Source organism: Streptomyces sp. CA-179760, assembly GCF_050937045.1.
Lineage (GTDB): Bacteria > Actinomycetota > Actinomycetes > Streptomycetales > Streptomycetaceae > Streptomyces.
In genome coordinates this window covers 6,638,552-6,662,028 of record NZ_JBNJLZ010000001.1, presented here as the reverse complement: position 1 = coordinate 6,662,028, position 23,477 = coordinate 6,638,552, and the positions used below count along the sequence as shown (strand labels likewise).

Here is a 23,477-nt window from a genome sequence, read left to right as displayed (position 1 = left end):
CATGGCATGCAGAGCCGCAGCCCAGCAAGCCGCACGGGGCGCCCGCGCAGCGCCGCGGCGGACGCCGCGATCCTGGCCGCCACGCGGGCGGCGCTGGTGGAACTGGGCTGGTCCAAACTCACCCTGGGAGACGTCGCAACCCGAGCCGGGGTTGCAAAAACGACCCTCTATCGCCGCTGGGCGGGCAAGAACGAACTGGTCGTCGACGCGGTGGCGGAACTCTTCGACGAACTGGAGCTCCCGGACAGCGGCTCCCTGGCCGCGGACATCGAGGGCGTCGTGCTCCAGTTCGCGGCGATCCTGGCCCGGCCGGAGACGAAGAGCGGGCTGATGGCGGTGGTCGCGGAGTCGACACGGGACGAGGCGCTGCGCGCTCGCATCCGCGAGTCGGTCGTGGACCGGCAGAAACGCCTGGTCGTGGAGGGCCGAACCAGAGCACAGGCACGTGGCGAGCTACCGCCGGAGACGGACCCGTCGGAGTCGGCCCGGGCGGTGGACCTGATCTTCGACGTGATCGCGGGCGCGGTGGTCCATCGGGCCTTGGTGAGCACCGAGCCCGTCGACGCGACGTGGGCGCGGAGTCTCACAGCGCTCCTGCTCAACGGTTTGAGGGCATCCGCGACGGCCTGACGCCCGTTCGCCGCTCATTGGGTGGAGCGGAGAGGGGATGGCGATGGCCCCTCTCCGCTCCACCATTCGGATCCGCCTCGCCGCTACAGCTGCCGGTCACCCTGCCAGGTGACCGACGTCATCGCTGCCAGACCGCCGTTGGCGATGCCGCGATACGTAACCGTCCGGGCCGGGCCGAGCTCTTGCGCGAGGCGCTCCGACAGATCCCTTCCCGCCCCGAACAAGCGCTGCCACTCGCCGTCGCTGCCGTCGTCCATCAGTGTCGTCTCGATGGCCCCTTTCCACTGATGGACGGCGGCCACGAGATCATCAGACACATGGAGGGCAGCCGCAGGGTCGTCCGGCGCGAAGCTGCCGAACCCCTCCGCGTGCAACGGGTACAGCCCATACTCACCCTCGACGGTGATATCGAGCGGGTGCGGGGGTGTGTCATGGGCGTCGACGGTCCAGTGGAGTCGGTCGCACCCCCAGCACACGAACTTTTCGTCCTGGTGCCGTTCGTCCCAGAAGCGGATCACCCATCTGGGCCCGAGGTGCTTGGCCACCAGCCGGGCGATGTCCAGCCCCTGCCTGACGTGCTTACGCAGCGCCGGGCGGGCCTTGAAGCCTTCGATGGGACGGATCCGGTTCCACTCAGTCAGCCTGCGCACCACGTCTTCGGGCAATCCAAGTTCATGATCACCGTCCGGCAGATTGCGGGTGAAGTCCTCGACGCGGGCGAGCGTCCCAGCGTCCGTGGCGGTACAGAGGTGAAGCGTCGCCACGGGCGCGCACGAGGAGGTGCTCAGGCTCTTGGCGGCTCATGCGGGATTCGCTCCCATCACCCGTCCCTTGCTCTGAACCTGGTCGCCGATGGTGATCGCCACCCGGTGGGACTCCCCGTTGTACACCGTCTCGAAGATCGGCCTCGTCGGGGTCTGGTGGCCGACGATCTTCCCCTCGCTCAGCGCCTTGTTGATGAGTTTGGGGATCTCCTCGACCGGCACGCCACCGGATCTTTGGCGCGGGACCCATGAAGCCGAAACGGCGCTCGAGTCTCGGCAGCTCAAGAGATTGACTAAATCTCGTCGCACTGCGCGAAGAGGCCATGAGGGAAGCGCCACCCTCTCATGGCCTCCAGCGGTCCTGACAGGGCAATACAGCTAGAACCCCGCCGGCTCCGTATACACCCCCCACTCGTCCCGCAGCACCCCACAGATCTCCCCCAGCGTCGCCTCGGCCCGAACCGCGTCCAGCATCGGCTCGATCATGTTCGCGCCACTCCGCGCAGCCGCCAGCATCCCGTCGAGCGCGCTGCGCACCGCGGCGTCATCGCGCCCGGCCTTCCGCCCGCCGAGCACCCGCACCTGCTCCCGCTCCACCTCATGACTGACCCGCAGGATCTCCAGATCCCCGGTCACGGACCCGTGGTGGGCGTTGACCCCGACGACCCGCTTGTCACCTTTCTCCAACGCCCGCTGGTACTGGAACGCCGACTCGGCGATCTCCCCGGTGAACCACCCGTCCTCGATCCCGCGCAGGATCCCGGAGGTGATCGGCCCGATCGGGTGCTGACCGTCGGGGTGGGCCCGCAGCCCTCGTTCCCTTATCTGCTCGAAGATCTTCTCCGCGTCGGCCTCGATCCGGTCGGTGAGCTGCTCGACGTACCAGGAACCGCCCAGCGGATCAGCCACGTTGGCGACCCCGGTCTCCTCCATCAGCACCTGCTGCGTCCGCAGCGCGATCTCCGCGGCCTGCTCACTCGGCAGCGCGAGCGTCTCGTCGAGGGCGTTGGTGTGGAGTGAGTTGGTCCCGCCGAGCACCGCCGCCAGCGCCTCCACGGCCGTCCGTACGACGTTGTTGTACGGCTGCTGAGCGGTGAGGGAGACCCCGGCCGTCTGGGTGTGGAAGCGCAGCCACTGCGCCTTCTCGCTCTCAGCGCCGTACACGTCCCGCATCCACCGCGCCCAGATCCGGCGCGCCGCACGGAACTTGGCGATCTCCTCGAAGAAGTCGACGTGCGCGTCGAAGAAGAAGGAGAGGCCGGGGGCGAAGACGTCGACGTCGAGCCCGCGCGACAGCCCCAGTTCGACGTATCCGAAGCCGTCCGCGAGCGTGTACGCCAGCTCCTGCGCGGCCGTCGCCCCGGCCTCGCGGATGTGGTAGCCGGAGACGGACAGCGGCTTGTACGCGGGGATTCCGGCCGCGCAGTGCTCCATCAGGTCGCCGATGAGCCGCAGATGGGGCTCGGGCTGGAAGAGCCACTCCTTCTGGGCGATGTACTCCTTGAAGATGTCCGTCTGGAGCGTGCCGTTCAGGACGGCCGGGTCGACGCCCTGGCGTTCGGCGGCGACCAGGTACATGCAGAAGACGGGGACGGCCGGGCCGCTGATGGTCATCGACGTCGTGACGTCGCCCAGCGGGATGCCCTTGAACAGGATCTCCATGTCGGCGGCCGAGTCGATGGCGACGCCGCAGTGCCCGACCTCGCCCAGGGAGCGCGGGTCGTCGGAGTCGCGGCCCATGAGCGTCGGCATGTCGAAGGCGACCGAGAGCCCGCCTCCGCCATTGCCGAGGATCATCTTGTAGCGCTCGTTGGTCTGCTCGGCGTTGCCGAACCCGGCGAACTGGCGGATGGTCCACGTACGCCCTCGGTAGCCGGTCGCGTACAGGCCGCGGGTGTAGGGGTACTCCCCGGGCCACCCGATCCGCTCGAAACCGTCGTACCTGTCCCCGGGCCGCGGCCCGTACACCGGCTCCACGGGGTCGCCCGAGAGCGTGGTGAAGTCGGCCTCGCGCTTGCGCGCGGCGTCGTACCTGGCCTGCCAGCGACGGCGGCCTTCCTCTATGGCGTCAGCGTCCATACCTTCGAATTTACTAGGACGTCCAAGTAAATGTCGATGGCAGACCGCCGTACGTTCGTCCGTACGGCGGTGAGATCGCGCCGGCTACGCCTTGACGGGCGCGGGAGAGTCCTCGGCGATCCGGGACTCCAGCTCGTGGCTGATCTTGCGCTCCACGAAGAAGGCGGCCGTCGGGACGGTCCCGGCGAGCAGCACCCACACCTGCTTGCCGACCGGCCACTTCGCCTTGGAGCCCAGGTCGAAGGCGAAGACCAGATACAGGACGTACAGCCAGCCGTGCGCGATGCTGACGACGCGCGTGAAGTCGGCCGCGCCGTTCAGGTCGAGCAGATACTTGCCGATCATGCCCAGGGTCAGCAGGACCAGCAGCACGCCGGTGACATAGGCCATCACGCGGTAGCGGGTCAGCACGCTCTTTTTCATGCCGTCGAGCGTAACGACCCGTTCCGGGGGATCTCGCCCCGGGTCACTCCTCCTCGAAGTCCCCCGCCGCGATCCGCAGCGGCCGCAGCATCGCGAAGATCTCCCCGCACTCCTCGGCGTCGTACGTCCCGAGCCCGAAGTCCATCGCCATCAGGTCGCGGGTGGCCGCCTCGACCACCTCGCGGCCCTTCCCGGTGATGCTGGCGAGGGTGCCGCGCCCGTCGTTGGGGTTGGGCCGCTTGTCGACGAGGCCCGACTTCACCAGCCGGTCCACGGTGTTCGTCACGGACGTGGGGTGCACCATGAGCCGCTCGCCGATCTTGGACATCGGCAGCTCGCCGGATTTGGAGAAGGTGAGCAGCACCAGCGCCTCGTAGCGCGCGAACGTCAACCCGTACGGCTTGACCACCGCGTCGACCTCGGCGAGGAGGATCTGCTGGGCCCGCATGATCGAGGTGATCGCGACCATGGACGGCACGTTTCCCCAGCGCTGCTTCCAGCGTTCGTCGGCGCGCGCGATCGGATCGAAGGAGAGACTGAGCGGCTTCGGCACGAACTCGACCTTACCGGCCGGTCACATGGTGGCCACCCCCGTCTCGCCCTTCGGTCCGCCCGCCTGACGACTGCGCCATCCGGGGGCAGGGCAAGGTCATGTCCTTTAGATAGCGATTCATACGAGTATGTAACTATTGTCATCCGATTCATCACCGAACGTCACCTTCCTCACAGGGAGCGGCATGAGACGGCTGAACCACGCCCTCGCGGTACTCGCGGTGCTCGGTCTCGCTGCGGGCTGCTCGTCCGCTCACGGTCGCGCCGACACGGCGTCCGACACCGGCGACGACACCACGAAGGCCGGCTACGCGGCCGGCTCCCCCTTCTGGGTCGACCCCGAGAGCTCCGCGGCCCAGCAGGCTCGGCTCTGGGAGCAGCAGGACCGGGATGACGACGTCGAGCTGATCCGGCGGATCGCCGACCGGCCGGCCGCGCTGTGGCCGCCCGGCGAGACCGATCCGGCACCGACGGTGCGGGCGGCCGCCTCGGCCGCGAGCGAGGAGGGGAAGACCGCGGTCTTCGTCGCGTACAACATCCCGCACCGGGACTGCGGCCAGCACTCGGCGGGCGGGTCGCAGGACGCGGACGCCTACCGGGAGTGGATCGGGCAGTTCGCCGACGCCCTCGGCGAGGCGGAGGCCCTGGTCGTCCTGGAACCCGACGCGGTCGCGCACATGGTGGACGGCTGCACGCCCGGCGAGTACCACGCCGAGCGCGAGCAGCTGCTCAGCGAGGCGATCACCCGGCTGAAACAGCAGCCGAACACCAAGGTGTATCTGGACGCGGGCAACGCGGACTGGATCCGGGAGCCGGACAAGCTGGTGGAGCCGCTGCGGCGGGTGGGGATCGAACAGGCCGACGGCTTCGCGCTCAACGTCTCCAACTTCCAGACCGACGACGAGACCACGGAGTACGGTGTCCGGCTCGCCGAGGCCCTCGGCGGCAAGCACTTCGTCATCGACACCAGCCGCAACGGCAACGGGCCGCTGCCCGGCGTCTGGTGCAACCCTCCGGGCCGGGCCCTCGGCACCCCGCCCACGACCCAGACCGGCGAACGGACCCTGGACGCCTACCTGTGGATCAAGCGGCCCGGCGAGTCGGACGGAGACTGCGAGGGCGGCCCGGACGCCGGACGCTGGTGGCCGGAGTACGCCTTGGAGCTGGCGCGCAACGCAAAGGACTGAGCCGGCCCCCTCCCCCTAGCCCCCAGCCCCCCTAGCCCCCGCTCACTTCACGTGGATCCACTTGGCCCGCGAGGGCGTGCCCTCGCCGTCCGTCACGAACAGCATGTACCAGCCGGGCGGGACCAGGGCCGGGTCGCGGGGCACCTCGAACGTCACCGCGCCGCCCTTCCTGGTGATGTCCAGCTCGATGGAACGCTGCTCGACGTCGGTCGTGTGCGTGACCGCGCTGGGCCGCATCAGCCGCGCCTCGGCCACGCGTTCCGGGTGGTCCGTACGGAACGTGATGCTGTGGTCCTTGTTCAGCTTCTCCGAACCGCCCTTCAGTACGGGGCGGTTCCGGGGGTTCTTGTGCAGCGCGGGCGGGGTGAAGACCTCCATGCGCTGCTCGAAGTGGCCCAGCTTGGTGTTCTGCTGGTTGTCGAAGAGCGGGTCGGAGCCGAAGGTGGCGATCCTGCCGTCGGGCAGCAGCAGCGCCTCGGAGTGGTAGTTGCGGCCCACCCTCGGCGCGGCGGCCTCCCGGAAGGCGTTGCTCTTCGGGTCGTAGAACTGCGCCTTGAGGATGTTGCTGGCGCTGCGGCCGCGATAGTCCCTGGAACCGTTGGAGGTGAACACCGTGTCGTCCGGCATGATCACGCTGTTCAGGTAACGCGTGCCCTGCGGCAGGTCGGGGCCGTCCTGGAACGCCGGGTTGTCCTTGTTCAGGTCCACGACGGCCGTGCGCGGGGTGGACTTCTTCGACTCGCCGACGCCGCCTCCGCCCAGGATCATCACCTTCTGGTCCTGTGCCGGGGGCAGCAGCAGGGAGGCAGAGGTCTCCGTCTGGTCGAGGTCCGTCAGCCCCGGCACCTCGCGGAACGTGTTCTTCTCCAGGTCCCACAGACCCGGCACCCGGCCCTGGTCGGCGGGCCCGTAACCCGCGTTGGAGGCCGGGTAGAACAGCTTGCCGCCCTTGGTGAGGAACAGGGCGGGGTACGTCGGGAAGTACCGCTTCGGCCCCGGCGTCCACTTCTTGGTCTCCGGGTCGTAGATCTCGTTGTCACCCGGGTCGATCATGCCGACGTCGTCCAGGCCGGACACCGCCAGGACCCGGCCGTCGTCGAGGCCGACGAGCGTCGGGTACCAGCGGGCCTTGTCCATCGGCTCGACGGGGATGTACTTCTCCGCCTTCGGGTCGAACTCGTAGGCGCCGCGGATGCCCTGGAAGTCCTGCTTGTCGAGGGTGATCTTCTCCGACAGGCCGTACGCGTTGTCGCCGGCCTTGCCCGTCAGGCCGACGATGGCGTACTGCGCCTGCTTCCGGGTGGCCGACAGGGTGCCCTTGTCCACGGCGTCCACCCAGACGCGGGCCTCGCTGGCGGTGACCTTGGTCTTCCAGGGCTGCATCACACCGCGGCTGTTGTACGTGACCTTCTGGGTGCGCTTGGCCTTCGGGACGGTGACGTCGAACTTGGTGACGTACTCGAAGCCGGCCGGTGAGCGGAAGCGGGTGCCCTTCTTCAGGAACACCGCCTTGTCGGGATTCTCGTTCTTCACGCGCATGCCGCCGCCGGCCCGGGTCACCTCGGCGCCCAGTCGTTCGTAGCGGGCGGTGCCGCCGGCCACCAGCAGGCGGCCGTCGGGGAGCTGGGCGTGGCCGGCGCAGAAGAAGTCCTCAGGGGTGGGGATCTTCTTGTAGGTGTTCTTCTCCGGGTCCCACAGGATGGTGTCGAACTCGCCCGCGTCGAACTTGCGCTGCTCGTTGCCCGATCCGGCCACGATCAGCACCTTGCCCGTGTGGAGCAGGGCCGCGTGGATGGCGTTGGTGCGGAACTCCTCCGGGATGTCGAGCTGGGTCCAGGAGCCGTACTTCGCCATGTACTCCGGCTGGGCGATCTTGTACTCGTGGTACTGGGTGGAGACGAAGTCCAGCGCGGCCGGGGCGTTGAGGCCCGCCAGGACCGCGATGCCGCCGATGCCCAGGACGGTCTTCTTGGTCTTCTGCGAGAGCTGGTAGGCCATGGCCTAGCTGCCTCCTGTCGGGGTGCCGGAGACCGGGGCCGCGGGGGACGCGGTGGCGAGGGCCGGGGCGGGAGTGGGGGCGGGTTCGTCGGCTTCGGGCGCGCGCGGGTGCGGGTGCGGGGGCGCCTCGGCGTGGGCGAGCTGCCGTTGCCGCTCCCGGTGGTCCCTCCAGGCCGTGGCGGCCCACACCGCGGCCGGTGCCAGGGAGATGGCCATGCCGAGCAGGGCCCAGGTGCGCATGGCGGCATGCGTGTGGTCCAGGGCCACCGAAGCGGCCAGGGACGTGGCCAGCAGGGCCGCCCAGAAAAGGTGGATGCGGAAGGTTGCCAGCTGGTCGGGGCTGGCGTCGTCACCCTTGGGCGTGACGACGAACCGGCTGGGGCGGCGCATGACCGCCTCGCTGAGGGACTTGAGGTAGATCGGCGCGGACAGGGCCGACATCCCCATGCCCGCCAGGCCGCCCGAGCCCTCCGGTTCGTGCGGTGAGACGTTGTGCCTGCGGTTCCACAGGTACAGCCCGATCTGGCAGGCGGCGGCGTCGCTGTAGAGCATCATCCAGACCGACACGGCGACCTCCGTGCCGGAGGCGCCGAACCAGAGGAAGAGGAAGCAGCTGAAGATGCCGAGGAACCAGTTGACGGCCGTCATCGGGTAGTACACGAGCATGAGCGTGTAGGACAGGAGACGGCCCGGCGGCATGCTGAGGGGCGCCTTCCAGTACTGGGTGATGAGGGTCTCGTAGGTGCCGCGCGACCAGCGCATCTGCTGGGTGAAGAAGTCGGTCCAGGAGGCGGGGCCCTCGCCGACGGCGAGCACGTCCGGGGTGTAGACGGACTGCCAGAAGCGGTTCGTGTCCGGGTTGCGGTGCTGGTGGATCTCGAAGCCGGTGGCCATGTCCTCGGTGATGGAGTCGTACAGCCCGCCGATCTGCTTGAGGACGGAGATCCGTACGACGTTGTTCGTGCCGACGAACATGGGGGCGCGATAGTGGTTGCCCGCGCGCTGGATGAGGGCGTGGAAGAGGAACTGCTGGGACTCGGCGGCCTTGGTGACGGGGTTGTGGTAGTTCCCGTACACCTGGGGGCCGACGACGAAGGCCACGTCGGGGTCCCTGAAGTAGCCCATCGTCCGTTCCAGGTAGTTGGGCATCGGGACGTGGTCGGTGTCGACGGACGCGAAGAAGTCGTACGCGTCGCCGTGCATGGCGATCCAGGCGTTGTAGTTGCCGTGCTTGGTGCGGGCCTTGTGGACGCCCGTGTCGCGGTTCCACTCGGGGATGCCGTGGCGGGTGAAGTGCCGTACGCCGAGTTCCGCGCACATGGCCCTGACCTCGGCGTCGTCGCCCTCGTCGAGGAGCCAGACGTCGAAGGGGCCGGTGTGGTGGATGCGGGTGGCTCCTTCCAGGGTCGCGCGGACCATGGCGAGGGGTTCCTTGCCGGGGACGTAAGTGGTGAGGAAGGCGACGCGGGTGCCGGGCTCGGGGACCACGGGGACGGGGTCGCAGGCGACCATCGTGGCGTGGGCGACGGAGGCGACGTTGACGAGCATGAAGAGCTCGATGAGGCCGATCGCCAGCAGCATGGTGACGTCGAGTCCGATGAGCCAGCGCTGGGCGCCCTCACGTTCCACCCAGTGGGTGGGCCAGACGAGGTAGACCAGCAGGGCACCGGTGAGCAGCGGTGCCAGGCACATCAGGAGGACGGCTCGTATTCGGCGGGGCTCACGGGCGAGGAGCGAGGCGTACTGCACCCGGTACTCCTCACCGGACGGCTCCGTGAGCGGTCCGGCGAGTCGGCTGTAGGAGTCGTAGTCGTAGCCCTCCGGCCGCACAGCGCCCTCCAGGTGATTGAGGCCTGACCGGAGCACCGATACCCCGATACTCATACAAAAGTTGACCTTTGGGGCGGTGTCGAACTGAGGGCGTCCAGGTGGGTGTCCAGGTGGGCGGAGTTACGCATATGCCCGGGGCAGTGACACGAAAGAACCCCGGCCCGTGTCGGACCAGGGTTCCCGTCGTCTCTTCTGTTCTCGGATGCGCCTATTCGGCGAGATGCCGCTCCACCGTCTCGACCTTGGAGGTCAGACCGTCCGTCACCCCGGGCCGGATGTCCGCCTTGAGGACGAGGGACACCCGGGGCGCCCGCCGCTCGACCGCGGCCACCGCTCGCCGGACGACGTCCATGACCTCGTCCCACTCCCCCTCGACGGACGTGAACATCGCATCGGTGCGGTGGGGCAACCCCGACTCACGGACCACCCGCACGGCGTCGGCGACGTACTCCCCCACGTCCTCACCGACCCCCAGCGGCGTCACGGAAAAGGCGACGATCACGCGCCCACAGCCCCTTCCTGGCGCGCACGGGACGCGATGACCGCGTCCTCGGCCTCACGCCGCAGCTTGCGGTCGGCGAAGAAGCCGCCGGTGGGCAGCACCGAGAGGACGAAGTACAGCGCGCCGGTCTTCACCGGCCACTTCGTCCGGTTCCACGCGTCGGCCCAGAAGATCACGTACAGGATGAACAGAACACCGTGCACCATGCCCATCACCGGCACGGCGTTGAACTCCGTGGTCCGCTTCAGCACCGAGCAGACCAGCAGGAGGAGGAAGGAGATCGCCTCGGGTGCCGAGACCAGGCGGAGGCGGCGGAGGGCGGTGGCTGTCTTGAGGTCCACGGGTCACCTTCGGTGGGAGAGACGCGGCGGTCTGAAACGGGCTGGACGGTCTGGACGGCTCGGACGGCGAAAGGGGTCTTGTGAACGCACGCACAAGCGTCCCGCCCATTGTGGCAAACAGCCGAAGCGCCCTCGGCCCTGGGTCCGGCTCCGCGCCCCCTAAGGGTGCGATCAGGGACTTTCTCCACCCACGGGCCCTGTCCACAGGACCCGGCCTGCGGATACCTTCCCGTACGTGGCGATGTTCCGACTTCAGAGCAACAGGGTGCTCGCCGTCGACATGACCGGAGATGCCGTGAAGGCGAAGAACGGCTCGATGGTCGCGTACGACGGCGAGATGGCCTTCAAGAAGCTCAGCGGCGGCGGCGAGGGCATCCGGGGGATGGTGACCCGGCGGCTGACCGGTGAGCAGATGACGTTGATGGAGGTGAAGGGGCGCGGCACCTGCTGGTTCGCGGACCGCGCCTCCGAGATCAATCTGGTCGGTCTCCAGGGGGACAAGCTCTACGTCGAGTCGAGCAACCTGCTCGCGACCGACGGCGGGCTGCGCACAGGGACGGAGTTCACCGGCCTGCGCGGCGCCTCGCAGGGAAACGGGCTGTTCACGACGTCCGTCGAGGGCCACGGCCAGGCGGCGATCATGTCGGACGGGCCGGCGGTGGTGCTGCGGGTGAGCCCGCAGTATCCGCTGACCGTCGACCCGGGGGCGTATGTGGCGCACCAGGGCAATCTCCGGCAGTCCTTCCAGTCCGGTGTGACGTTCCGCACGCTGCTCGGGGAGGGCGGCGGCGAGGCCTTCCAGATGCGGTTCGAGGGGGACGGCCTGGTGTACGTGCAGCCGAGCGAGCGGAACACGATCGCGGGAGACGTGTGACATGGCCTTCCGGGAGATCAACGCGAAGATGGTCGAGGCGACGGTGACGCCCGGCCAGCGGCTGTTCAGCCAGCGCGGCGCGATGCTCGCGTACCAGGGCGAGGTGTCCTTCACGCCCAGCACGGCGGGCGGCCAGGGCGGGATCATGTCGATGATCGGCCGCCGGGTCGCCGACGAGGACACACCCCTGATGACCGTGGAGGGCAGCGGCACCGTCCTGTTCGGGCACGGCGGGCATCACATCCAGGTGATCCGGCTCGCCGGCGACACGCTGTACGTCGAGGCGGACCGCCTCCTGGCCTTCGAGGGCTCGCTCCAGCAGGGCACGATGTTCCTCGGCTCGCAGGGCGGCGTCATGGGCATGGTCCGCGGCCAGGTCAGCGGCCAGGGTCTGTTCACGACCACGCTGAAGGGGCACGGGGCCGTCGCGGTCATGGCCCACGGCGGGGTGATCGAGATCCCCATCACGCCCCAGCGGCCGGTGCACGTGGACCCGCAGGCCTACGTCGCCCACCACGGCGACGTCCGCAACAAGCTGTCCACCGCCCTGGGCTGGCGGGACATGGTGGGCCGCGGCTCGGGCGAGGCGTTCCAGCTGGAGCTCAGCGGCAGCGGTGCGGTGTACGTCCAGGCGTCGGAGGAGAAGCTGTGAGCACCTACGGAACTCCGGGCGCCGGCCCCGCGGTCTTCGACCCGGCGTCGCTGCCGCCCGACGACAACGTCAACGCGTACACCTTCTGCGTGGAACTGAAGGGGAGCCAGTGGTTCCTGCAGAAGGGGAAGATGATCGCCTACTACGGCTCGATCGACTTCAACGGCGTCGGGCACGGCCGGCTGGACCGTCTGGTCCGTACATCGTTCCATTCGCCTCTGCACGCGAGCGACTGGGTCGTGGCCGAGGGCTCGGGCAAGATGCTCCTCGCCGACCGGGCCTTCGACGTGAATTCGTTCGACCTCGAGGACGGCAACCTGACCATTCGCTCGGGCAACCTCCTCGCTTTTCAGCCAACTCTGACACTGAAGCAATCAATCGTGCCGGGTTTTCTGACCCTCATCGGAACCGGAAAGTTCGTGGCCGCGTCGAACGGCCCGGTGGTGTTCATGGAACCCCCGATCCGGGTCGACCCCCAGGCCCTGGTCGGCTGGGCCGACTGCCCCTCTCCCTGCCACCACTACGACCACGGGTACATGACCGGCGTCATGGGCGGTCTACGTGCGCTGACGGGCCTCGGAGGGGCCTCGGGCGAGGAGCACCAGTTCGAGTTCGTCGGCGTCGGCACGGTGTTGCTCCAGTCGTCCGAGACCCTGATGGCCGAGCAGGCCACGGGGGCCGTTCCGCACCAGGCCGGTGTGCCCGGCGGCGGGGCATCCGGCCCCCCTCCCGGTCAATCCGGCGCACCGCGTCTTCCCGGACAGCTGGGGGACCTCCAGCGTCGCTTCGGGCTGTGAGCGGTAGTCTGCGGAGTGTGACATCGAACGCCTGCGCACCAATGTTCGGCAGGCGTGCGCCGTCACACGAAAACCCTCACTAGTTCGCCTTTCAACATTTTAGGTAGACTTCATTCATGGAGACCGAGACGGCCACGCGCTGGCTGACCGATGCGGAGCAGTGCGCTTGGCGCACCCACCTGGAGGTCAACAGGCTGTTGACGTACCAGCTCGAGAAGGACCTGCAGCCGTTCGGACTGACAATGAACGACTACGAGATCCTGGTGAACCTCTCCGAGTCGGAGGACCAGCGGATGCGGATGAGCGACCTCGCCTCCGCCACCCTCCAGTCCAAGAGCCGCCTCTCGCACCAGATCACGCGCATGGAGAACGCGAACCTGGTCCGGCGGGAGAACTGCGAGTCCGACCGCCGGGGGCTCTACGCGGTCCTCACCGACCACGGCATGGCGACGATGCAGAAGGTCGCGCCGCACCATGTGGCGTCCGTACGCAGGCACTTCATCGATCTGCTGTCCCCCGAGTCCCTGACGGAACTCGACAAGGGCCTCAAGCCCATCGCGGAGCACCTGCGCGGACAGCGCGGGCGCCCCTGACCCTGACGGCACACCCGCGCCGGTCGGGCGACAGAACCTAGGCGAGCGGCAGGCGGAGTTCGAACAGGGCTCCGCCTGCGGGCCCCTGTCCGGCCGTGAGCGTACCGCCGTGCCGTACGGCGACGTCCCGGGCGATGGCGAGCCCCAGCCCGGCCCCGCCGTCGTCCCGGCTGCGGGCGGCGTCAAGGCGTACGAACCGTTCGAAGATCCGCTCCCGGTCGGTTTCGGGCACCCCGTCCCCGTCGTCCGCCACGCCGACCACGGCCCGGTCACTCTCCCGCCGCACGCTCACGGTGACGGCCGACCGGGCATGCCGCTGGGCGTTGTCGAGCAGATTGGCCAGCACCCGCCCCAGCTGCCCCCGCGATCCGGCCACTTCCACCGGCTCCGCGTCCACCGTCACACCCGTCCGTCCCTCGGCCTCCTCCCAGGCCATCGCGGCGAGGTCGACCCGCGCGTCGCCCAGCCGCTCCCCCGCGTCCAGCCGGGCGAGCAGCAGCAGGTCGGCGGCGAGCCGCTGGAGCCGTACGGTGTCCTCCACGGCCCCGTCGAGGTCCAGCAGTTCGGGATGCGCGGCGGCCACCTCCAACTGCGTGCGCAGCGAGGCGATCGGGCTGCGCAGCTCGTGGGACGCGTCGGCGACGAAGCGCCGCTGCCGCTCCACGGAAGTCTCCAGCGCCGCGAGCGTCTCGTTGGTGGTGCTGGCGAGCCGGGCGATCTCGTCGTGCGTGTCCGGCTCCGGAACGCGCCGCGCGAGGTCCTCGGAGTGGGTGATCGCGGCCATCTCGCTCCGGATGCCCTCGACCGGCCGCAGCGCCCTTCGGGTGACCAGCCAGGTCACTCCCGCGACGACACCGAGCAGCAGCGGGAACCCGATCAGCATCACCGTCAGCGCGGTCCGCACGGCCCCGTGCTCGGCGGCCAGGGGCGAACCGGCGTAGACCTTGAGGGTTCCCCGGTCCTGGGTCTCGACCTCCACGGCGGCGAACCGGTAGTCCTCGGCCTCACCGTCGATCGTCGCGGACCCGTTGCTGAAGACGCTCTCCCCGGCGATCTCCCCGGGCTCGAGGGCGGCCTCCTCGTGGTCGTCGTCATCGTCCGCGCGTGGCGCGGCCGGCGGCTGCGGCTTCACCTGGTCGGAGTCGGTGCCGCTGATCTCCTGGAGATCCTCACTGGCCGCGACCAGCCGCTTGCGCTCGTCGAGGACCTGCACCGGCCCGTCGTCACCGTCCAGCCCGGACAGCTTGTCGTACGGCGTCCCGGCGGCGAGCTCGGAGGCGACGGCCCGGGCGGACTGCTCGGCCTGCGTCCCGGCCTCGCCGATCAGATTGGACCGCAGCGACAGCAGCACGGCGGCCCCGGCCGCGACGAGCGCCACCGCGACCACGAGCGTGGCGCCCAGCGTGGCCTGCGCCCGGACGGACCCGAACAGCCGCCTCATGGCGACTTCTCCAGCCGGTACCCGGCCCCACGCACGGTCCGGATCAGCTCCGCCCGCAGCTTCCGCCGCAGCGTGCTGATGTACACCTCGACGATGTTGGGGTCACCCTCGTACGCGAAGTCCCACACGTGTTCGAGGATCTCGGACTTGGAGACGACCTCCCCGGCCCGCAGCACGAGGTGCTCCAGCACGGAGAACTCCTTGGTGGTCAGGGAGACTTCGTCCTCCCCCAGGAACACCCGCCGAGCAGCCGTGTCCACCTTCAGATCCCCGTGCACATGCACGGGCGAGGCCCCGGCCCCCACCCCGCGCCGCCGCAGCAGGGCCTTGATCCGGGCGACGAGCACGACGTAGGAGAAGGGCTTGGTCAGATAATCGTCCGCACCGGTGTCGAGCCCCTCGGCCTCGTCGTACTCGCCGTCCTTGGCGGTCAGCATCAGGATCGGCACCTCGTGCCCGGCGGCGCGCAGGGCGGCGCAGACCCGGTAGCCGTTGAGGCCGGGCAGCATGATGTCGAGGATCACCAGGTCGTACGTCCCCTCCGAGGCCTGGTGCAGCCCCTCCCGTCCGTCGTGGACGACGTCCACGGCGTACCCCTCGGCCGTCAGGCCCCTGGCGAGCGACAGGGCCAGCCGCTTCTCGTCCTCCACGATCAACAAGCGCATGGGTAAAGAGTCGCAAAACCAAGCTGAAGATCCCTTCAGGGGGCTTCAGGTTCCTCTCAGCCTCGGTCAGCCACCTTGGAACACGTCGAAAACAAACCGACTCGGGAGGAACCCCCATGAAGCGCAACATCGTGATCGCCGCTGTGACCGCCGCCGCTCTGATCGGAGGCGGTACGGCCACGGCCCTCGCGACCACGGGAGACGGCGGGGGCTCGGCGCAGCAGGCGGCGAACACGCGGCTGTCGGACGACGACGCCCGGGGCGACCAGGACGACCGCGACGACGACGGCCGGGACGACGACGCCGCGCAGACGGCTTCCGGCGACGTGACGGCGCCCGAGGCGATCGCCTCCGCGCTGAAGCACACGCCCGGCACGGTCGTCTCCGCCGAGCTGGACGACGAGGACGACAGCGACAAGGTGATCTGGAAGGTCGACGTCCTGTCCGGTGACAACGCCTGGCACAGCGTCAGCGTCGACCCGTCCAACGGCAAGGTCCTCGGTGCGCAGACCGACGACGAGGACGACACGGCGCAGGTGCGGGCGGCGCTGAAGGGTTCGTCCGTGACGGCCGAGGAGGCCGCGAAGGCTGCCGCCGCCAAGGGCACGGTGACGTCCGTCGACCTCGACGAGGACGGCAAGAACAAGTCCTGGGAGGCCGAGACCCACAAGTCCGGCGGCGCCGAGCAGGACTGGAAGATCGACCTGACCACGGGCAAGGTCACGGCGGACCGCTCGGACGCCCAGGACGACGACGCGGACGACGTCGACGACCAGGACTGACCGCTCCTGCCACATTCCGACCGCCCCGGCGTCCGCTGACGCCGGGGCGTCCCCGTGCTCGGCGCGTCCGCCGGTCCGCCGGGCAGGTCCGCAGCCCGGCGGATCGGGGTGCCTCCCGCACCGCCCACCCGTGCCGCCCTCAGCGGCACGATTGCCCGCAGCGGGGGCGGCCCGCAGCCGCGTACGGCGAGCAGGGGACGTGTCGGGGGGGCCGCCCGCAGCGGTTGTCGCGTCAACGAACAGTCAGTCGGCGCCCAACCCCATCGCGACGTTCCGAGGACGGACACCCCCCGACGCGGCCCCGACCCACCACCACGGCACAGGCGCTACGCGCACCCCCACCGAAGCCCCCCGCAGGCATCCCGCTCAGCCCTCCGTCAACCCCGCCACCAGCTCATCAGCCGCCCGATAAGGATCCAGCTCCCCGGCCACGATCCGCTCGGCCAGCGCCCCCAGCCGCCGGTCGCCGTGCAGATCCCCGATCCGCTCCCGCAGCGCCGTCACCGCGATCGTCTCGACCTCACGGGCAGCCCGCGCGGCCCGCCGCTCCGCCAGCACCCCCCGCTCCTCCATCCAGGCCCGGTGCTTCTCCAGCGCCTCGACGACCTCGTCCATGCCCTCCCCGCGCGCGGCGACCGTCTTCACGATCGGCGGTCGCCAGTCACCCGGCCCCCGGGACTCCCCGAGCCCCAGCATGTGGTTCAGCTCGCGGGCCGTCGCATCGGCCCCGTCCCGATCGGCCTTGTTCACGACGTACACGTCACCGATCTCCAGGATCCCGGCCTTGGCCGCCTGGATCCCGTCCCCCATCCCCGGGGCCAGCAGCACCACGGACGTGTCCGCCTGCGAGGCGATCTCCACCTCGGACTGCCCGACCCCCACCGTCTCGACGAGGATCACGTCACAGCCCGCCGCGTCCAGCACCCGGATCGCCTGGGGCGCGGCCCACGCGAGCCCACCCAGATGCCCCCGCGTCGCCATCGAACGGATGTACACACCCGGGTCGGACGCGTGGTCCGACATCCGCACCCGGTCCCCGAGCAGCGCCCCGCCCGAGAACGGGGACGACGGGTCGACGGCGAGCACGCCGACCCGCTTCCCCTGCTTGCGATAGGCCGCCACCAGCGCCGACGTGGACGTGGACTTGCCGACCCCGGGCGACCCGGTCAGCCCCACCACGTACGCCCCGCCCGTCAGCGGCGCCAGCGCCGCCATGACCTCCCGCAGCTGCGGGGACGCCCCCTCCACCAGGGAGATCAACCGGGCCACGGCCCGCGGCCGGCCCTCCCTGGCCTGGGCGACCAGCGTGGAGACGTCCTGCATCACAGCTCCGTTCATGTCAGGAAGGCGAAGGCGAGGGCGAAGTGCCGAAACCCGCCGCTCAGCCCTTCGGTACCCGCACGATCAGCGCATCACCCTGACCACCACCACCGCACAGCGCCGCCGCACCCACGCCACCGCCCCGCCGCTTCAGCTCCAGCGCGAGGTGCAGCACGAGACGCGCACCGGACATCCCGATCGGGTGCCCCAGGGCGATCGCGCCGCCGTTGACATTCACCTTTTCGGTGGACACCCCGAGATCCTTCATTGACTGCACGGCCACCGCCGCGAACGCCTCGTTGATCTCGACGAGATCGAGATCCTCGACGCCCAGCCCCTCCTTCTTCAGCGCGTGCAGGATCGCGTTGGACGGCTGGGACTGCAGCGAGTTGTCCGGCCCGGCCACGTTCCCGTGGGCGCCGATCTCGGCGATCCACTCCAGGCCCAGCTCCTGCGCCTTGGCCTTGCTCATCACCACGACGGCCGCGGCACCGTCGGAGATCTGCGAGGCGGAACCCGCCGTGATCGTGCCGTCCTTGGCGAACGCCGGACGCAGCTTCCCGAGCGATTCCGCCGTCGTGTCACCGCGGATCCCCTCGTCCTTGCTGAACAGCACCGGGTCACCCTTGCGCTGCGGGATCTCGACGGGCGTGATCTCGGCGTCGAACAGGCCGTTCTTCTGCGCGGCGGCGGCACGCTGGTGCGACTGGGCGGCGATCTCGTCCTGCTCCGCCCGGCCGATGCCAAGCCGGGTGTTGTGCTTCTCCGTCGACTCGCCCATGGCGACGTTCTCGAAGGAGTCGGTGAGCCCGTCGTACGCCATGGCGTCGATCATCTCGACGGCGCCGTACTTGAAGCCCTCTCGGGACTTGGGCAGCAGATGCGGGGCGTTGGTCATGGACTCCTGACCGCCGGCGACGACCACGTCGAACTCACCCGCGCGGATCAGCTGGTCGGCGAGCGCGATCGCGTCCAGGCCCGACAGACACACCTTGTTGATCGTCAGGGCGGGCACGTTCATCGGGATGCCGGCCTTGACCGCGGCCTGGCGCGCCGGGATCTGCCCCGCGCCGGCCTGGAGCACCTGCCCCATGATCACGTACTGCACCTGGTCGCCGCCGATCCCCGCACGGTCGAGGGCGGCCTTGATCGCGAAGCCGCCGAGGTCGGCTCCGGAGAAGGACTTGAGCGATCCGAGCAACCGCCCCATGGGCGTACGGGCGCCCGCGATGATCACCGAGCTGGTCGTTGCAGAAGACATGAGCTGCGATCCCCTTACCGGCTGCACAGCCGAGGAGTGAACGAGGGTTTACTTCGAATGTACTGAGTGGCACTCCGTGCCGTCATCGGGCTGTCGGTGTGATCGCGCGCACGTTGCGTAACCACCTCCGGGGCGCTGCACTGAATCCATGCTGACGCGAATCGACCACATCGGAATCGCCTGTTTCGACCTCGACAAGACCGTCGAGTTCTACCGTGCCACCTACGGCTTCGAGGTGTTCCACTCCGAGATCAACGAGGAGCAGGGCGTGCGCGAGGCCATGCTCAAGATCAACGATACGTCCGACGGCGGCGCCTCGTACCTGCAGCTTCTCGAACCCACCCGCCCGGACTCCACCGTCGCGAAGTGGCTCGACAAGAACGGCGAGGGCGTCCACCACATCGCTTTCGGTACGGCGGATGTGGACGGCGAGGCGGCCGGGATCCGCGAAAAGGGCGTACGCGTGCTGTACGAAGAGCCGCGACTCGGTTCCATGGGGTCACGGATCACCTTCCTGCACCCCAAGGACTGTCATGGCGTACTGACAGAACTGGTCACTTCGGCGCCTGTTGAGTCACCTGAGCACTGACCCTCGTACATAAGGGCCGGTAGGGTTGGGTGCGGTCACCGCTCAATCTGCGGCGACCGCATTCCGGGGTCCGGGTTTCGGGGGACGAGCGTCGGGGCAGCAGCCCATGCTCCGCCGATGATCTGACACCATTCCCCGGGGGCCCCGTTCGGCGGTTGGACGGAGCTCGTTTGGAGAGAGTTGCGACCAGGGGACGGATGGGACCGCGCAGTGCGGGGCTACGAGAGCCAGGAGCGAGAGCCGGCGGCTGACGTCGACCACCTCTCTCGGTTCGAAGCCGAGATGAAGCGGCTGAAGACCGAGCGGGAAAAGGCGATCCAGCACGCCGAGGACCTCGGCTACCAGGTCGAGGTGCTGCGTGCCAAGCTGCACGAGGCACGGCGCACCATCATGTCCCGGCCCTCCTTCGAGGGGGGCGACATCGGCTGGCAGGCCGAGCAGTTGCTGCGCAACGCTCAGATGCAGGCCGACCAGATCCGGACGGACGCCGACCGCGAGCTGAGCGAGGCCCGGGCGCAGACCCAGCGGATCCTCCAGGAGCACGCCGAGCAGGCGGCCCGGCTCCAGTCGGAGCTGCACCAGGAGGCGGTGACCCGCCGCCAGCAGCTCGACCAGGAGCTGGCCGAACGCCGCCAGACGGTCGAGTCGCACGTCAACGAGAACGTGGCCTGGGCCGAGCAGCTTCGGGCCCGCACCGAGCAGCAGGCCCGGCGCCTGCTGGAGGAGTCCCGGGCCGAGGCCGAGCAGGCCTTGGCCACGGCCCGCGCGGAAGCGGAGCGGCTGGCGACGGAGGCCCGGCAGCGGCTGACGAACTCGGCCGAGGAGGCCCGGGCCGAGGCCGAGCAGATCCTGCGGCGTGCCCGCACGGACGCCGAGCGGCTGCTGAACGCCGCCTCCTCGCAGGCCCAGGAGGCCACCGACCACGCCGAGCAGCTGCGGACGTCCACCGCCACCGAGTCGGAGTCCGCGCGCCGCGAGGCCACGGAGCTGAGCAAGGCCGCCGAGCAGCGGATGGCCGAGGCCGAGGAGGCGCTGCGCAAGGCGCAGACCGAGTCGGAGAAGCTGGTCACGGAGGCCAAGGAGGCCGCCGCCAAGGCCCTGTCGAGCGCCGAGTCCGCGAACGAGACGCGTACGCGCACCGCCAAGGAGCAGGTCGCCCGGCTGGTCGAGGAGGCCACGAAGGAGGCCGAGAACACCAAGTCCGAGGCCGAGCAGCTCGTCGCCGACGCCCGCGCCGAGGCCGAGAAGATCGTCGCGGAGGCCTCCGAGAACGCCCGTACGTCCACCGCCGAGGAGACCGCTACCCAGCTGTCCAAGGCGGCCAGGACCGCCGAGGAGGTCCTCAACAAGGCGTCCGAGGACGCCAAGAAGACCACCAAGGCCGCGGCCGAGGAGGCCGAGCGGATCCGCTCCGAGGCCGAGGCCGAGGCGGACCGGCTGCGCGCCGAGGCGCACGACATCGCCGAGGAGCTCAAGGGCACGGCGAAGGACGACACCAAGGAGTACCGCGCCAAGACGGTCGAGCTGCAGGAGGAGGCCCGCCGGCTGCGCGGCGACGCCGAGCAGCTGAGGGCGGACGCCGTCGAAGAGGGCGAGAAGATCCGCGCCGAGGCCCGCAAGGAGGCCGTGGCGCAGATCGAGGAGGCGGCGAGGTCCGCCGAGGAGCTGCTCGCCAAGGCCAAGGCGGACGCGGACGAGCTCCGCACGAACGCCCAGGGGGACAGCGAGAAGGTCCGCACCGAGGCCATCGAGCGGGCGACGACCCTGCGCCGGCAGGCCGAGGAGACCCTCCAGCGCACCCGGCAGGAGGCCGAGCGGCACCGCGAGGAGGTCGTCGAGCAGGCCGAGGGCCTCAAGGCGGACGCCGAGCGCGCCGCGGTGGAGCTGCACGAGGAGACCGAGCGCGCCATAGAGGCCCGCCGCGCGGAGGCCGCCGAGGAGCTGACGCGGCTCCAGGGGGAGGCCGAGGAGCGGCTGACGGCCGCCGAGCAGGCGCTGTCGGACGCCCGTGAGGAGGCCGACCGGATCCGCCGCGAGGCCGCCGAGGAGAACGAGCGGCTGCGCACCGAGGCCGCGGAGCGGGTCCGTACGCTCCAGCAGCAGGCCGAGACCGAGGCCGAACGGCTGCGCGACGAGGCCGCTTCCGACGCGTCCGCCTCGCGTGCCGAGGGCGAGGCCGTCGCCGTACGCCTGCGCTCGGAGGCTTCGAACGAGGCCGAGCGGCTGAAGTCGGAGGCGCAGGAGAGCGCCGACCGGATGCGCGCGGAGGCCCAGGCCGCCGCCGAGCGGATCGGCACGGAGGCGTCCGAGACGCTGGCCGCCGCCCAGGAGGAGGCCAATCGCCGGCGCCGTGAGGCCGAGGAGCTCCTCGGCAGCGCCCGGCAGGAGGCCGACCAGGAGCGCGAGCGGGCCCGCGAGCAGAGCGAGGAGCTGCTGGCCTCGGCGCGCAAGCGCGTGGAGGAGGCGCAGGCCGAGGCCGTACGGCTGGTCGAGGAGGCCGACCGGCGGGCCACCGAGATGGTGTCGGCCGCCGAGCAGCACGCCCAGCAGGTGCGGGACTCCGTCGCGGGGCTGCACGAGCAGGCCCAGGACGAGATCGCCGGGCTGCGCAGTGCCGCCGAGCACGTCGCGGACCGGACGCGTCGCGAGGCCCAGGAGGAGGCGGACCGGGTCCGTACCGACGCCTACGCGGAGCGGGAGCGGGCGAGCGAGGACGCCGGCCGGCTGCGGCGTGAGGCGCACGAGGAGACCGAGGCCGCCAAGGCCCTCGCCGAGCGCACGATGTCCGAGGCGATCGCCGAGGCGGAGCGCATCCGTACGGAGGTCTCCGAGCACGCCCAGCGGGTGCGCACGGAGGCGTCGGACGCCATCGCCGAGGCCGAGCAGAACGCCTCGCGCACCCGGGCGGACGCCCGTGAGGACGCCAACCGCATCCGGTCGGACGCGGCGACGCAGGCGGACACCCTCATCACGGAGGCGCGGGGCGAGGCGGAGCGGCTCACCACCGAGACGGTCACGGAGACGGACCGGCTGCGGATGGAGACGGTCGCCGAGGCCGAGCGGGTCCGCACCGAAGCGCTGAACGAGGCCGAGCGGGTCCGGGCCGATTCGGTCGCCAAGGCCGACCAGCTGGTCGGGGAGGCCACCGGCGAGGCGGAGCGGCTGCGGGCCGAGGCCGCCGAGACGGTCGGCTCGGCGCAGCAGCACGCCGAGCGGGTCCGCAGCGAGGCCGGCCGGGTCAAGGCCGACGCGGAGGCGGAGGCGGAGCGGCTCGTCGCCACCGCGCGCGAGGAGGCCGACCGCACCCTGGACGAGGCCCGCAAGGACGCCAACAAGCGGCGCTCCGAGGCGGCCGAGCAGGTCGACAAGCTCATCACGGAGACCACGGCCGAGGCCGACAAGCTGCTGAGCGAGGCGCAGCAGCAGGCGCACAAGACCACCGCGGAGGCCGAGTCGCAGGCCGACACGATGGTGGGCGCGGCCCGCACGGAGGCCGACCGGCTGGTGTCCGAGGCGACGGTCGAGGGCAACTCGCTGGTGGAGAAGGCCCGTACGGACGCGGACGAGCTGCTGGTCGGCGCGCGTCGGGACGCCACGCAGATCAGGGAGCGCGCCGAGGAGCTGCGCGACCGCATCACGGGTGAGATCGAGGAGCTGCACGAGCGGGCCCGCCGGGAGTCGGCCGAGACGATGAAGTCGGCGGGCGACCGCTGCGACGCGCTCGTCAAGGCCGCCGAGGAGCAGCTCGCGAAGGCGCAGGCGAAGTCGAAGGAGATCGTCTCGGAGGCCAACTCCGAGGCGGGCAAGGTCCGTATCGCCGCGGTGAAGAAGGCCGAGGGGCTGCTCAAGGAGGCCGAGCAGAAGAAGTCCACGCTGGTCCGGGAGGCCGAGGAGCTCAAGGCCGAGGCGATCCGCGAGGCCAAGCGCACGGTCGAGGAGGGCAAGCGCGAGCTGGAGGTCCTGGTCCGCCGCCGCGAGGACATCAACGCCGAGATCTCTCGTGTCCAGGACGTCCTGGAGGCGCTGGAGTCCTTCGAGGCCCCGGCCGGGGGCAAGGACAACGGAGTCAAGGCGGGCGCGACGGTCGGCGCACCCCGTTCGGGTGGCAAGTCCTCGGAGAGCTAGGGCCTTCGGGCGGCCCGTGCCACCCTGGACGGGAGCCCGATTCCGGGGCCATCCGGGCGCTTTGACCAAGTT

The 23,477-nt window shown here is 70.1% G+C and carries 22 protein-coding genes; 9 read left to right on the top strand and 13 right to left on the bottom strand.

Features of this window, described 5'->3' with window-relative positions; all coding sequences use genetic code 11:
• Window positions 1-6: 6 nt before the first annotated feature.
• Window positions 7-630: a TetR/AcrR family transcriptional regulator gene (locus ACQEV8_RS30495; RefSeq protein ID WP_432966607.1), complete on the top strand. Its 624-nt coding sequence runs from the start codon at window positions 7-9 to the stop codon at window positions 628-630.
• 83 nt (window positions 631-713) lie between these two features.
• Here ACQEV8_RS30495 and ACQEV8_RS30490 read toward each other — a convergent pair whose 3' ends face one another.
• From ACQEV8_RS30490 to ACQEV8_RS30470, 5 genes are all read right to left on the bottom strand, one after another.
• Window positions 714-1,394, bottom strand: coding sequence for a hypothetical protein (locus tag ACQEV8_RS30490; RefSeq protein WP_432966605.1), 681 nt, complete (start codon window positions 1,392-1,394; stop codon window positions 714-716).
• Window positions 1,395-1,430: 36 nt separating this feature from the next.
• Entirely contained in the window at window positions 1,431-1,616 is a 186-nt protein-coding gene (locus ACQEV8_RS30485) for a hypothetical protein (RefSeq protein WP_432966603.1), read from the bottom strand.
• Window positions 1,617-1,772: 156 nt separating this feature from the next.
• The gene (locus ACQEV8_RS30480; protein WP_432966601.1) at window positions 1,773-3,473 is read right to left on the bottom strand and encodes an acyl-CoA mutase large subunit family protein; all 1,701 of its coding nucleotides are present in this window, start codon (window positions 3,471-3,473) and stop codon (window positions 1,773-1,775) included.
• Window positions 3,474-3,557: 84 nt separating this feature from the next.
• Window positions 3,558-3,896 carry a DUF3817 domain-containing protein gene (locus ACQEV8_RS30475; protein ID WP_432966599.1) on the bottom strand — a complete coding sequence of 113 codons (339 nt, stop codon included), beginning with the start codon at window positions 3,894-3,896 and terminating at the stop codon, window positions 3,558-3,560.
• Window positions 3,897-3,939: 43 nt separating this feature from the next.
• Window positions 3,940-4,449, bottom strand: a complete 510-nt coding sequence (locus ACQEV8_RS30470) for a MarR family winged helix-turn-helix transcriptional regulator (protein ID WP_432966597.1) — start codon at window positions 4,447-4,449, stop codon at window positions 3,940-3,942.
• A 184-nt stretch (window positions 4,450-4,633) separates the two neighbouring features.
• On the opposite strand from ACQEV8_RS30470, the gene ACQEV8_RS30465 reads away from it, so the two are divergent.
• Complete coding sequence (locus ACQEV8_RS30465; protein WP_432966595.1) at window positions 4,634-5,635, top strand: glycoside hydrolase family 6 protein; 1,002 nt, start codon at window positions 4,634-4,636, stop codon at window positions 5,633-5,635.
• A gap of 42 nt (window positions 5,636-5,677) precedes the next feature.
• On the opposite strand, the gene ACQEV8_RS30460 is transcribed toward ACQEV8_RS30465, so the two are convergent.
• From ACQEV8_RS30460 to ACQEV8_RS30445, 4 genes are all read right to left on the bottom strand, one after another.
• Complete coding sequence (locus tag ACQEV8_RS30460) at window positions 5,678-7,633, bottom strand: galactose oxidase-like domain-containing protein (RefSeq protein ID WP_432966593.1); 1,956 nt, start codon at window positions 7,631-7,633, stop codon at window positions 5,678-5,680.
• Window positions 7,634-7,636: 3 nt separating this feature from the next.
• Complete coding sequence (locus ACQEV8_RS30455; RefSeq protein ID WP_432973113.1) at window positions 7,637-9,463, bottom strand: glycosyltransferase family 2 protein; 1,827 nt, start codon at window positions 9,461-9,463, stop codon at window positions 7,637-7,639.
• Window positions 9,464-9,671: 208 nt separating this feature from the next.
• Window positions 9,672-9,965, bottom strand: coding sequence for an MTH1187 family thiamine-binding protein (locus ACQEV8_RS30450; protein ID WP_189723263.1), 294 nt, complete (start codon window positions 9,963-9,965; stop codon window positions 9,672-9,674).
• On the bottom strand, window positions 9,962-10,306 hold the full coding sequence (locus ACQEV8_RS30445) for a DUF3817 domain-containing protein (protein ID WP_432966590.1): 345 nt from the start codon (window positions 10,304-10,306) through the stop codon (window positions 9,962-9,964). The genes ACQEV8_RS30450 and ACQEV8_RS30445 overlap by 4 nt, the downstream gene beginning before the upstream one ends.
• A gap of 241 nt (window positions 10,307-10,547) precedes the next feature.
• Between ACQEV8_RS30445 and ACQEV8_RS30440 the strand changes: the two genes are divergently transcribed.
• The 4 genes from ACQEV8_RS30440 (at window position 10,548) to ACQEV8_RS30425 (ending at window position 13,222) form a co-directional block, all read left to right on the top strand.
• The gene (locus ACQEV8_RS30440; RefSeq protein WP_432973110.1) at window positions 10,548-11,180 is read left to right on the top strand and encodes an AIM24 family protein; all 633 of its coding nucleotides are present in this window, start codon (window positions 10,548-10,550) and stop codon (window positions 11,178-11,180) included.
• Window position 11,181: 1 nt separating this feature from the next.
• On the top strand, window positions 11,182-11,832 hold the full coding sequence (locus tag ACQEV8_RS30435; protein WP_432966588.1) for an AIM24 family protein: 651 nt from the start codon (window positions 11,182-11,184) through the stop codon (window positions 11,830-11,832).
• Window positions 11,829-12,629 carry an AIM24 family protein gene (locus tag ACQEV8_RS30430; protein WP_432966586.1) on the top strand — a complete coding sequence of 267 codons (801 nt, stop codon included), beginning with the start codon at window positions 11,829-11,831 and terminating at the stop codon, window positions 12,627-12,629. The genes ACQEV8_RS30435 and ACQEV8_RS30430 overlap by 4 nt, the downstream gene beginning before the upstream one ends.
• A gap of 116 nt (window positions 12,630-12,745) precedes the next feature.
• On the top strand, window positions 12,746-13,222 hold the full coding sequence (locus ACQEV8_RS30425; RefSeq protein WP_432966584.1) for a MarR family winged helix-turn-helix transcriptional regulator: 477 nt from the start codon (window positions 12,746-12,748) through the stop codon (window positions 13,220-13,222).
• 37 nt (window positions 13,223-13,259) lie between these two features.
• Here ACQEV8_RS30425 and ACQEV8_RS30420 read toward each other — a convergent pair whose 3' ends face one another.
• Both ACQEV8_RS30420 and ACQEV8_RS30415 read right to left on the bottom strand, forming a co-directional pair.
• Window positions 13,260-14,663 (bottom strand): sensor histidine kinase, encoded by a 1,404-nt coding sequence (locus tag ACQEV8_RS30420; protein WP_432966582.1) that lies wholly within the window; start codon window positions 14,661-14,663, stop codon window positions 13,260-13,262.
• Window positions 14,660-15,328, bottom strand: a complete 669-nt coding sequence (locus tag ACQEV8_RS30415; protein WP_432966580.1) for a response regulator transcription factor — start codon at window positions 15,326-15,328, stop codon at window positions 14,660-14,662. The genes ACQEV8_RS30420 and ACQEV8_RS30415 overlap by 4 nt, the downstream gene beginning before the upstream one ends.
• A gap of 116 nt (window positions 15,329-15,444) precedes the next feature.
• On the opposite strand from ACQEV8_RS30415, the gene ACQEV8_RS30410 reads away from it, so the two are divergent.
• Entirely contained in the window at window positions 15,445-16,110 is a 666-nt protein-coding gene (locus tag ACQEV8_RS30410; RefSeq protein WP_432966578.1) for a PepSY domain-containing protein, read from the top strand.
• A 366-nt stretch (window positions 16,111-16,476) separates the two neighbouring features.
• On the opposite strand, the gene meaB is transcribed toward ACQEV8_RS30410, so the two are convergent.
• Both meaB and ACQEV8_RS30400 read right to left on the bottom strand, forming a co-directional pair.
• Window positions 16,477-17,433 carry a methylmalonyl Co-A mutase-associated GTPase MeaB gene (gene meaB, locus ACQEV8_RS30405; RefSeq protein ID WP_432973108.1) on the bottom strand — a complete coding sequence of 319 codons (957 nt, stop codon included), beginning with the start codon at window positions 17,431-17,433 and terminating at the stop codon, window positions 16,477-16,479.
• Between the two features lie 58 nt (window positions 17,434-17,491).
• The gene (locus ACQEV8_RS30400; RefSeq protein ID WP_432966576.1) at window positions 17,492-18,691 is read right to left on the bottom strand and encodes an acetyl-CoA C-acetyltransferase; all 1,200 of its coding nucleotides are present in this window, start codon (window positions 18,689-18,691) and stop codon (window positions 17,492-17,494) included.
• A gap of 148 nt (window positions 18,692-18,839) precedes the next feature.
• On the opposite strand from ACQEV8_RS30400, the gene mce reads away from it, so the two are divergent.
• Together mce and scy are read left to right on the top strand one after the other, a co-directional pair.
• Window positions 18,840-19,280, top strand: a complete 441-nt coding sequence (gene mce, locus ACQEV8_RS30395) for a methylmalonyl-CoA epimerase (RefSeq protein WP_432966574.1) — start codon at window positions 18,840-18,842, stop codon at window positions 19,278-19,280.
• A gap of 210 nt (window positions 19,281-19,490) precedes the next feature.
• Window positions 19,491-23,405: a polarized growth protein Scy gene (gene scy, locus ACQEV8_RS30390; protein ID WP_432966572.1), complete on the top strand. Its 3,915-nt coding sequence runs from the start codon at window positions 19,491-19,493 to the stop codon at window positions 23,403-23,405.
• Window positions 23,406-23,477: the final 72 nt, after the last annotated feature.

Excerpts from the sequence above, each read along its gene's own strand:
- ACQEV8_RS30400 (WP_432966576.1), bottom strand. The coding sequence starts at position 18,691 with ATGTCTTCTGCAACGACCAGCTCGGTGATCATCGCGGGCGCCCGTACG.
- mce (WP_432966574.1), top strand. The coding sequence starts at position 18,840 with ATGCTGACGCGAATCGACCACATCGGAATCGCCTGTTTCGACCTCGAC.
- ACQEV8_RS30415 (WP_432966580.1), bottom strand. The coding sequence starts at position 15,328 with ATGCGCTTGTTGATCGTGGAGGACGAGAAGCGGCTGGCCCTGTCGCTC.
- ACQEV8_RS30420 (WP_432966582.1), bottom strand. The coding sequence starts at position 14,663 with ATGAGGCGGCTGTTCGGGTCCGTCCGGGCGCAGGCCACGCTGGGCGCC.
- ACQEV8_RS30425 (WP_432966584.1), top strand. The coding sequence starts at position 12,746 with ATGGAGACCGAGACGGCCACGCGCTGGCTGACCGATGCGGAGCAGTGC.
- ACQEV8_RS30460 (WP_432966593.1), bottom strand. The coding sequence starts at position 7,633 with ATGGCCTACCAGCTCTCGCAGAAGACCAAGAAGACCGTCCTGGGCATC.
- ACQEV8_RS30435 (WP_432966588.1), top strand. The coding sequence starts at position 11,182 with ATGGCCTTCCGGGAGATCAACGCGAAGATGGTCGAGGCGACGGTGACG.
- ACQEV8_RS30475 (WP_432966599.1), bottom strand. The coding sequence starts at position 3,896 with ATGAAAAAGAGCGTGCTGACCCGCTACCGCGTGATGGCCTATGTCACC.
- ACQEV8_RS30410 (WP_432966578.1), top strand. The coding sequence starts at position 15,445 with ATGAAGCGCAACATCGTGATCGCCGCTGTGACCGCCGCCGCTCTGATC.
- meaB (WP_432973108.1), bottom strand. The coding sequence starts at position 17,433 with ATGCAGGACGTCTCCACGCTGGTCGCCCAGGCCAGGGAGGGCCGGCCG.
- ACQEV8_RS30495 (WP_432966607.1), top strand. The coding sequence starts at position 7 with ATGCAGAGCCGCAGCCCAGCAAGCCGCACGGGGCGCCCGCGCAGCGCC.
- ACQEV8_RS30465 (WP_432966595.1), top strand. The coding sequence starts at position 4,634 with ATGAGACGGCTGAACCACGCCCTCGCGGTACTCGCGGTGCTCGGTCTC.
- ACQEV8_RS30440 (WP_432973110.1), top strand. The coding sequence starts at position 10,548 with ATGTTCCGACTTCAGAGCAACAGGGTGCTCGCCGTCGACATGACCGGA.
- ACQEV8_RS30480 (WP_432966601.1), bottom strand. The coding sequence starts at position 3,473 with ATGGACGCTGACGCCATAGAGGAAGGCCGCCGTCGCTGGCAGGCCAGG.